We start from the raw sequence: 11183 nt of genomic DNA on the forward strand, positions 1-11183 counted from the left end.
TAAAACCTCTCTCTCATATTCAATATTGTTAACGATTAGCCGTCAGCTCTTCATTGATAATCAAACATAAGTCACGCCACACTTCATTCAAGAAAAAGTGCCCTCCTTCAAAGTCAAAGACTTTGAAGGAGTGTTTCGTATAACGCTCCCATTCCAAAATTCCGGGCTTATCTACATGAAAGTCCTGAATGCTATAGAATAATACGATATCCGAATCAAAACATACTGCCGGTTCTTGGAATTGGTACTCTTCAATGAGGCGATAATCATTTCTCAGAATCGGAATGAAAATCTTGAGCAACTCTTTCGACTCAAAGAATGATGCTGGTGTGCCTTTAATCCCCTTCAAATACTCAATTAACAGCTCATCAGACTTTAGGTGAACCTTCTCAGCTTTGTAAAAATGATGAGGGGGCATACGTCCAGAAACAAACAGGATCGCCGGTTGCGGTAGACCTTCGGCACGTATAGCCGCTGCCAACTCGTATACAAGCACTGTGCCCATACTGTGTCCATACAAGGCATATGGCTTATCTGAAGTAATCAGCGGGCGAATCATCTCCAGCATATCTTCAACAGCTTCCTGTATACTGCTATGAAAAGGCTCGTTCATCCGTTGCCCGTGTCCAGCCAGTTCCAAATAATAAACGTTTGTTTTAGGATCGAGTATTCCTGTCCATTTACCATAAATAGTCCTGGCAGAGCCACCTGCATAAGGAATGCAGAATAAATTATAGCTGCCCATTAGACACTTCCTTCAATTTCCTTTTCTCATTATATTTCTCAACTAGCTGGGCAACTTCTTCATCAAACGCTTGACGAACACTTTCCATATCGGAATCAAACTTATACAACACTAAGAAATTTAGTTTATCCTTCACAACTCCGACCAGACCATAAAAACCAGCGTAATTTAATTTCTTTTGATCTTTGTCGTCTAACTGCTGCATGGTATAATCCCAAATCTGACTATACTCTTCCTCAGCATTTCCTCCATAGTTCAGCAAAATTGGAGAATAGAATGTAGCAGGAGCCTCTTTAAAGATTGTTTTATTTTTGGATAGACTAATAAAATTGACATTATGTTTGTTAATATTCTTCACTGTATTTCTGATTACATCGGCTACATGGGATGGATTCTCTCTATCCGCCGTTACGATGAATGGTACTGCATCTAATACTAAGCCCACTACATCGGAGAAGTTTTTACCTTCGTATCTACGGTTTTGGAAGAGCAAATCAAATGGCACAGCTTCCAGATCCAATATTCTCGCCACCACAAGAGCATATACCTGCAAAGCTAACTCAAACGGAGCATTAGCATCATCTTCATCGAAATTGAAGAGACTCAAATCTATGCTGTAGCGCATTTGCTGGATTCTATTTTCTTGAATATTATTGAATTTTTCTATTAGAATATCGGTATATTCAAGGTATCTGTCTAAGTCAAACATGCTGTGCAACTGCTCTATCTCCATACCAACCGGGCCTTTATTGATTTGCTGCAAATATTGCTCATACGTAGTCGCTGCTTCCATTGCATGTTTTACACCTTTTTGTAATTCCTTATAACGCTGAAGAATTTGACGCCGGATGGCCTGTCCAGAAGAAATATCAAATATAGAGTGATCAAATTGGAAGAACAGATTGTAATTTTTTTCATTCATTTTAATCAGCGTTACATGATACATTGGCTTATCCAATTGCTTAAAGTTCGCAGCCCACTCAAACTTTGCTATTTCCTCCATGACCCTGGATTGAGCGCCAGGTGTTAGTCCGGATAGATCCAACTTGGGAAGGGATAGTTTCAGAGGAGGAGAATACTCTTTCCACCGATACCCCTCGTTGTATTCATATAGACAACTACGCAGCAATTGGTGATTGCCCACAACATCACATAAGGCTTGCTCTAATAAATCTTGATCCACCATTTCATTAAATTGCATCATGTACAACTGTAAGCGTACTTCTCCGCGGAAATGAATTTCCTGGATATTACTTAGATCAAAGCGATTAATAATTGGCTGGCTGGTAACGGCTAGGTTAAAGAGATCTTGTCCTGCCTGTATATGTTCTTCAACGTTCTCGATAACCATCTTCTCTGAATTAAATAGAACACCATGCTTTATCAATTGACCTAGATCAATAGGTTCAGACAACTGTTCGTACAACGACAATTCATAAATATAATGCGGCAGAAGTTCCTCAGACATATGAAGCTTCTGAAGATACTGACGGGCAAAATCTACTCCGCCGGTTGCCGCTTCATCTACAAACAGAATATTAACGGGCTGCTCTCCGCCTAAGACGCGGAAGATCCACTTTGCTCCAAATGCTCCGGTAAGATGTGCCTCCAACTGTTCAACAGTTGTAATATCATTGCTTTTACCTTCAGATTGTCGATTCATATATGCGGCTAACAAATGAATGGTTGGATATTTATATACTTCATTCATCAATAATTTGTAGCCCTCACGTTCCAGATCCGTTGTCATTTCGATCAACTTGAAGGAATCTCCACCCATTGCAAAAAAGTCTTCTTCGCGTCCAATGTCTTCTCTGCCTAAAATCCCCTTCCATGACTTCTCCAAGAATTGCTCCAGAACCTCAAGCTCTGTAACCTTTACGATTTCTGTCTTTGTCTTACTGGAAGCCCCAACCGATCCCGGTTTATCTGAGAATAAAGGGAATTCGCAAGGATTCAGGATAACTTGGCGTATACCCGACTCTAGCATTGCTCCCAGCACAGCAGGTAGTTCCTCAATAATCCCTTCATTCTCTAAAGGTAAATAGAGGCGGTATACATCTGCAGCAATATCCAACTCATCATTTGCTACAACCCATTTCGTTAGCTCAGAAGACCAATGATTGGCTTGAGAAAGAGAAGATATCATGATTCGCGGCTTCTGATTATCCATTCTGGTTATAAGTTGGTTTACAGCAATGGATAAGTCTACTTCCTCCTGATGCGCGACTCTTACTGCATGCTGGCTGCATTTCTTATTCGCCAATGCATCCCATAACATTATTCCATCCACATTTGATAGCGTATTGAGCGTTGCTTCCAGCGCCCTCTGCAAGGAGTCCATATCGCTTCCGGCAATGACCGGCAGGCAGGTTACCCCCTCTTCCGTCAGAATCACATTCTCCAATCCTTCAGTCTCTTCCATGATCACCCGGCGGCCAACAAGCATACCTACATCAAGCAGCGCTCCATACTTGCTCTGATCGGGATATGCCGTTACCATCTCAAGACCTAACTGAACGAATTGTCTATGCCATTCCTCTACAGATATTAAAGGTGACAGTTCGCGTTCACTTTCATCAAAATGCCACCATCCATCGGCCAATCCCCAGATAAGATCAACAAAGCGTCTGGTGTGGACTCGTTCTATAACACATAGCAGTCCCCCCAGCTTCAACAATCTATGAAGATGATCTAGACTTTCCGAAATGCGATGTGTTGCATGAACAACGTTATACGCAACTACTATGTCGAAATGATTCGCTTCAAATCCTTGCTGCTGTGGATCTTTCGTAATATCAAAAAGTCCGGTTGTGAGGAATTCCAAGTTCTCCTCATGCGCGTATGCTCGAATATCCTCCAAGAATGAACTTGATACATCTGTAAATAAGTACTCGACTTCTACTCCCTTGAGAACCTCTGTTACTTGGCGCAGGATAGTACCAAATCCGCCTCCAACCTCCAGAATACGGATTCTGCGTTTTTCGCCTACCAGCTTAGACAGCATTTGTGCGAACATCTCAATCATAAGCTCTTCTTCTTTGGCCTGAAGAGTCCCTTCATAGGTGCGTTGAAGCAATTCATTGTTTCCTTCAGGATACAATACGCCAAGAGATGGGATCTCACCTCGAAGCGCAGGCTTAAATTTACTTACACAGTGAGCTAGTAGATCCAGTTGTCCTGAGAAAAGATCCGTCATACCTTCAATTTCCGCACGAATTTCTGTAGGCTGACGGAGTTGTTCTGTTCTCTCAGTAACCCTGAAGCTTCCTTTATCTTTTTCTGCTTCCAGAAGACCATCCTCACATAAGATATGGAGGAAATAATCTGCAAATCTAGCAAGCGGGTCAATGACTCCCAATCCTTCTTTGAAGGTATTGATGTCAAACCTCCGCCCTGTCTTCATCAGAAACACTTCATTAATATAGTCAAACACCAGACGAGCGGAGTATTCATCAACAAAACGGTGAGTACCGGATAAATCTTCAATTCCAAAGCGTTCCATATACTGCTGTTGCTGAGCTTGCACATCCTCCAATGCCTGAACAATCGTTTCATCATAAAAGGATCTGGAATCCAAGCGATAAGGCAGCAGACTTACCTTCGTATCCTTCTCGCGCTGGAGAGTTTGGGCTAATGCTATTGGCAGCCGGTTCTCAGGACTCAATACAACCAGATGGCTCCCGGAAATAGATGAACTTTGCCTCACCTCACACGTATCCAAATTACGAAGCCGAGGAACCATTCTTGATCCGTTGTTATAGGATACGGCCGGATAGTTACTACCATCTACAGCAAGTTCCTTTTCAATTACAGATGCCCATTGTTGAACATAATCAACATGGTTAGACGGTACACCTGCATCTACCAAACGAATAACTAAGCCAGGCTGCTCCGTCATTAATGCCCTGACCAAAGTAACGAGCCCAGGAGCATGATTGCCTATAGCTGCAGGACTAATGACTACAACTTCTGGTAGCGAATCATGAAGTTCCTCCTTTATTACATCAGCCAGCACGCGAAGCTCCTCTTCAGTGCTGCGGACATCAGACTGAATCACCATAATCGTGTTTGGCAGCATAGCATGATTCTTCAGGTCCTTGAATAGGCGGCGCAGATCGGTTTCGTTAGCAGGCCGTATGGCAGAATCGTAGAACCCATTGAACGAATACTCGCATCCAATGTTGACAAAAATCCCTCTCCACTTAGGCAAGCTCTTAAATAAATGAATGGCATGGCCAACATCTTGGGTCAAAATCAAACTGGTTCTCTGCTGCACAGAAGGATTAATCTGAGGCAAAAAGGATGGCTCCCAAAGAACCTGACTCACTTTCGCTGCCCCGTTGCCAGTATCCTTATGAATAATATCTTGTGAAGCGTTATTATGCTTGGCTCCGCTTGTTATTCCCTTTAGCAGACTATACGTATCTCTGCTTCCAATAGGGAATTTCTTAGCATCAAATGGATAATGAGGAAGCGGCTCGTGATTACGAACTTGTTCCTTATAATAAGCCTTCCAATCTGGAGCCACTCCACAACACCATAGTTCTCCTAAGCGTTCCGCGAGAAACGCATCATCACTCAAAGGCTCGTTGGGATGGCGTAAAATATTGACTACACCCGCAGTCTTCTCCGTTGCCGCCTGACGAACAAAGGTGGATAGAGTCCGTCCCGGCCCCACTTCAATGAATACAACTCCTGGATTCGTTAAGATGGTCTCAATTCCACGGGCAAATTGAACGCAGTTGCGCACGTGCTTCGTATAATAAGAGCTATCGGTAGCATCCTGAGGCGTGATCCAGTCCCCCGTCAGATTGGATACATAAGGAATTGCCGGCTCCTTAAAGGCAACCTTGGCGCACACCTCACCAAATTCAGCCAGCATACCATCCATCATTGACGAGTGGAAGGCATGGCTGGTCTTTAGCCTGCGGTACGTCAAGCCCATCGAAGCCAATTGAGATTGCACCAGCTCAATATCTTCATCCGAGCCAGCCACCGTACATTGGTTCGGACTATTGACAGCAGCCAAAGACACGCTGGCAGGCAGCAGATGCTCCAGAATGGCCGCCGAGGCACTGACACTAAGCATGGAGCCTCTAGCCATGGATTTCATAAGACGCCCTCTGGCCATAACAAGCTGGATTCCTTCTTCAATAGAGAACACTCCAGCCAGACAAGCGGCAGTGTACTCACCCAAACTGTGGCCAATCATTCCATAAGGCTTAATTCCCCAAGACATCAATAGACGCGCCAATGCATACTCAATAACGAACAAGGATAATTGGGCAAGATCCGTCTCTTTCATGATCTCTTCATCATTTGCCGCCGGATCTAGAATCAGTCGCCTAAGCGTGTACTCTCCACTTACTTCTGCAATTTTTAAGCATGCCTCTAATTCATTACAAAACACTTGCTCCGTCTGATACAGATCACGGGCCATACCCACATATTGAGATCCTTGTCCCGGGAAAAGGAAAATGACTTCCGCCTTACTATTAGACACTGTATTCTTGCTTCCCCGCTGAGAAGCTTCGCCTTTTATAGCTGCCTCCAATCCTTCTGACAGCTCTTGATAATTGCGATAAGGCAGCGAGAAACGTTCCTTTAGACTTCTGCTCCCTGTATGTAAGCTGTACGCCAAATCCGTAGGGTTAATCCCAGCGCCAGCATGATTAATAAATGTAAGGTAGTCCTCTTTCATCTGGTTCAGAGATGTTTCAGTGGCAGCCGATAGACTTAGCACATTCCATTCTCTGCCCGGTCCCGAAACCTCTCGTTCCGGGGCTTCTTCTAATATAATATGAACGTTCGTGCCACCGATACCAAAAGAGCTGACACCCGCCCGCAGAGGATAATACTCAGCATTCTCTGTGGACTCAAGCTGTCTGTTCCACTCTTGGGATTCAGTTATCATCCGAAAAGGCGTATTTGTGAAATCAATATTAGAGTTTAATTTCTCGAAGTGTATACTTGCTGGAATAATCTTATTTTTAAGAGCTAACGAGGTTTTGATAAAGGATGCAACACCGGCGCCGACATCAAGATGTCCAATGTTAGACTTTAGGGACCCTAAACCTATGCTGCCGGATTTAGAATCTACAGACTGGAATGCCTTTTGCAGGCCCGCTATCTCAATCGGATCTCCCAATATAGTTCCGGTTCCATGCGTTTCAATATAGGATATGCTCTGCGCAGGTACATCTGCCATATACAAAGCTCTGCGGATCACATCCGCTTGTCCCTCAACGCTAGGAGCCGTGAATCCTACCTTGCGGTTCCCATCATTATTGACAGCAGAACCTCGAATAACCGCATAGATATGATCCCTGTCCTTAACCGCATTCTCAAGCCTCTTGAGCACTACGATTCCGACGCCATTACCCTCCACGGTGCCTTTGGCATCTTGGTCGAACGGGCGGCAATGCCCATCAGGTGAATTAATCATGCCATCCGTATATAAATAACCATTACGGCTAGGTACAGTAAAACTGCTGCCTCCAGCAACAGCAACTGAACATGCTCCGGTAAGGAGCTGACGGCAAGCAAGATCAATAGCATACAAGGAAGTCGAGCATGCACTATGCACAGTAACGCATGGTCCTTGAAGGTTAAGGCTATAGGCAATTCGAGTCGCTGCAAAATCTTTATCATTCAACAAACCAGTGCCAAACATATGCTCATCGTTATCCATACTGAGTTTCATAGTTTCAAGTTCCCAAGCAAAGTTACTTGTAGAACCTAAAAATACACCTATATTATTGCGGGGTTGTTCCGTTACATACCCGGCATCTTCCAAAGCATGATAGACTTCTTGATGCAAAATACGAACTTGCGGATCTAATGTCGCAGCATCACGATGGGTGTAGTTGAAAAAATCAGCATCAAAGTACTCAATGTTAGGAAATACACCTTTAGCCCCAACAAAGTTAGGCATATCCAGCAATTCCGGATTCATCCCACTCGCTACAAGCTCATCTTTATCAAAAAAGGAAATTCCTTCTTTCCCATCAACCAAATTACTCCAGAACTCTTCGAGATCTCCCGCACTAGGAAACCTTCCTGACATCCCGATAACAGCAATTTCCATACCTGTATAATTATTTTTCATATCTTTATTTAGCCCTCCAAGAAACGAATTAGTCTATCAGTTTGTAATAGAGTTCTTCTGGATTCATTCAATTCAGCTTCCTTATCTTGTTCTTCTTGGTTGTCAATTACCTCTTTGGGCTGCAGGTATTTGGCCAGACGGGCTATACTGGTGTATTCAAACAGAACCGTTAAGGGTATATCTCTATTTAGCTTCGCTTTGAGCTTATTGTTAATCGTAATAATGTTTAGCGAATTTACTCCCAGTTCAAAAAAATTATAGTTTATCGGTACAGCTTCTGTTTCCAATACTAAGGCAAAAATATCTGTTATAATGTTCTCCATTTCACTTGCTGGCTGCATTCGCTCGGATCTGCCTGGAACTATTGATGAGGGCAGCGGTAGTGCCCCCTTGTCAATCTTGAAGTTTGGTGTCAAGGGTAACGCTTCCATCTGAATAAAGAAAACAGGAATCATATAGACCGGCAACTTGGAAGCCAATAGCTTCTGCCAATTATCTATATCAGGAACACCTCTGCTAGTATAGTAAGCACATAGTTGCTTTTCCTGTCCTACGTTCTGAATCTGAACGGTCACTTCTTTGAGGTCTAAGAAGTTCGCCATAGTACGTTCAATTTCACCGATCTCAATGCGATATCCCCTAAATTTCACCTGAGAATCAGCTCGGCCTAAGAAATCGACGGTTCCATCAGGAAGCCAGCGGGCTAAATCACCTGTCCGGTACATCCTCCCATCAGGCATAAACGTATCTTGAACAAATTTCTGATCGGTAAGCTCCCCGTTATTGTAATAACCCAGGCTTACCCCATCACCGCCCACGCATACTTCTCCTATAGCACCTACAGGGAGAAGATGAAGTCCCTGATCCATAACATATACCGATGAATTGTCCAGAGGACGTCCTATCGGGACACGATCTGCTTCCAAATCGGAATCGTTAATAATGTGAACGGTGGAAATTGTCGTATTTTCTGTAGGTCCATATCCGTTAATTAGAATCAAATCAGGATTCGACTCTCTTACTTTGCGAACGTACTTAGCTAATAGAACATCACCGCCCACCATCATACTTGTTAAAGAAGAGAACACTGCAGGGTCTTGATCGCATAACCGGTTAAACAATGCAGTAACCAACTGCGTACTGTTAACCTTTCGGCGGATTAATAATTCACCAATCCTTCCAGAATCAATACAATCCTCCTCGTCTGCCACAACCAGAGTGCCTCCTTGCAGCAAAGCCACCCAAATTTCGAAAGTGCAGGGATCAAAGGTAGGCGAGCAAGTCTGAAGCATAACCTGACCATGCTGGAACTTCATAAACCCAGCACTACTTACTAGATGAATAATATTCCTATGAGTAATCATCACGCCTTTGGGTTTCCCTGTTGAACCAGATGTATACATGATATAAGCCGGACTCTCAGCAGTATGACTTTGGCTTATATCTTCGACCGCTACGTCGTTGTCTGTATAATCTAGGAATAGAGTTGCTATACCATCTGGCAGTTGAGATTCTAGTTCTTTCTGGGTACATACCATCTGGATATCTGTATCCTTAATCATTGTTGTCAATCTCTCAGCAGAGCTATTAATATCCAGTGGTACATAGACTGCACCTGTCTTCATTATTCCCAGCATGCCAGCTATCATTTCTGGTGAACGCCCTACTAATAAGCCCACATTACCACCAGGGCTCACCCCTCTAGCCCGCAGTAGAGCGGCTAAGCGGTCAGACCAGGCATCCAGCTCCGCATAAGTGAATTCTTTATTTCTCCATACAAGAGCAGTGTCGTTCGGATAGCTTGAAGCAATACTCTTAAAATAAGCGTCAACGGTAGTATCGGACGGATAGGTGAATCTCTTTCCATTGAAGCCTTGTATAATCTGCGTTTGATCGAGAGCTGAGCATAAACTCAACTCATCTACAGAAACATCCGGACTGGCGCAAGCCTCCTCTAGCAGGTTTATCAGACTTCGCTCCAAGCCTTCTATTGTTTCTCGCGAGTACCGTTTCTCATTATAGATAAATGTAACCGAATACTCATTTCCCGGATTGACGATAATGCTGAAATCATAATTCGCACGTTCATACACCTGAATATCCTCGAACCATAAAGAGTGTTCCGCTTCCGTCTCCCTTTCTCTAAGTTGATCGATTAGGGGATAATTCTCAAACGCCACTACATGGTCCAGCAGCCTATTCTTCAGTTCACAGTGTGTTTGAATTTCATAGAGCGGATAATATTCATAGGCAGTCGATGTAAAACTTGCATCTTGCACTTTGGAACAAATCATGGCAAAACTGTCTCCATCAGCGGTTTGAACACGTTGTGGCCTTGTGTTTATGAATAAACCAACCATGGATTCCACACCGGGTAAATCAGGTGGTCGCCCAGATACAACCGTTCCAAACACAACATCCCGAACATAGTTATACTTTTGGAGCAGCAGACCCCATGCACTTTGAAACAACGTATTCACCGTAAACTGTCGTGCTTTTGCCAAATACTCCATTGCTTCCACCAAATCCGATTTCAATGGAAAGACATGCCTAGCATGACAATAAGAATCCGTATTCCCCAGTGTAGGGATCGATGCTGGTTTATCATATCCATCAAGATACTGTTTCCAGTAGGCACAGGCCTCATCCACACTCTGCTTTTGAAGCCAACTGATATATTCGCTATATTGGTAGCCCGCTTTAACAGCCGGTATCGTCTGATTATTAACCGCAGTTTCATAATATCCGAATAGCTCCTGAAAGAAGGGCGCAAGTGACCATCCATCCATCACGATATGATGAAAAGTCAATATTAACCTCCAGGCTTTGTCCCCGACTCTCAATAACGCTGACCGAAGCAGCACATCTCGACTTAAATCAAACCCTCTAGCTCTATCTTTTTCCTTGAAATTATCTACAGCAGCTTCTATTGAATGCATGTTCCTATAATCCTCAACTGTCATTTGAGGGTGCCAGGATTTCAATACGATCTGCCTGGGCAGATCCGTTTTCTTGTAGGAGAACACCGTACGTAGAATATCATGGCAGTCAGAAATCTGAATCAATGCGTATTCCATACATTGGGGATTCACATCACCCATAATATTAAAATCAAATTGCTCCAGATATGCTGAAGATAAAGGATCGAGAGCATGACTTATTAACATCCCGTTCTGCATTGGAGACAAACCGTAAATATCCTGTATATCATCCTTATGGATCATATTGCAGCTCCTTGTTTATCCTTTACCGCCAAATAAATAGTACCATATTTGGTTAATATAAACAAACATAATCACTATTTAGCGATTTATTTAAAATAAAGGA

3 protein-coding genes are annotated in these 11183 nt (G+C 43.4%); all 3 read right to left on the bottom strand.

Annotated elements, in window-relative coordinates:
- Positions 1-28: 28 nt before the first annotated feature.
- The 3 genes from C162_RS20595 to C162_RS20605 are packed head-to-tail and all read right to left on the bottom strand — an operon-like array spanning position 29 to position 11080.
- Positions 29-745, bottom strand: a complete 717-nt coding sequence (locus tag C162_RS20595; protein ID WP_036697186.1) for a thioesterase II family protein — start codon at positions 743-745, stop codon at positions 29-31.
- A complete protein-coding gene (locus tag C162_RS34505) occupies positions 732-7856 on the bottom strand; it encodes a type I polyketide synthase (RefSeq protein ID WP_051493782.1) in 7125 nt (2374 codons plus the stop codon). Before C162_RS34505 ends, C162_RS20595 begins: the two co-directional genes overlap by 14 nt.
- Before the next feature lie 8 nt (positions 7857-7864).
- A complete protein-coding gene (locus C162_RS20605) occupies positions 7865-11080 on the bottom strand; it encodes a non-ribosomal peptide synthetase (protein ID WP_036697189.1) in 3216 nt (1071 codons plus the stop codon).
- Between the last annotated feature and the right edge of the window lie 103 nt (positions 11081-11183).

Origin of the sequence: Paenibacillus sp. FSL R7-269 (assembly GCF_000517865.1) — a bacterium.
Taxonomy (GTDB): Bacteria; Bacillota; Bacilli; order Paenibacillales; family Paenibacillaceae; genus Paenibacillus_AQ.

Bases quoted from the DNA above. Each gene is read 5' to 3' on its own strand.
- C162_RS20595 (WP_036697186.1), bottom strand. From the start codon at position 745: ATGGGCAGCTATAATTTATTCTGCATTCCTTATGCAGGTGGCTCTGCC.
- C162_RS34505 (WP_051493782.1), bottom strand. From the start codon at position 7,856: ATGAAAAATAATTATACAGGTATGGAAATTGCTGTTATCGGGATGTCA.
- C162_RS20605 (WP_036697189.1), bottom strand. From the start codon at position 11,080: ATGATCCATAAGGATGATATACAGGATATTTACGGTTTGTCTCCAATG.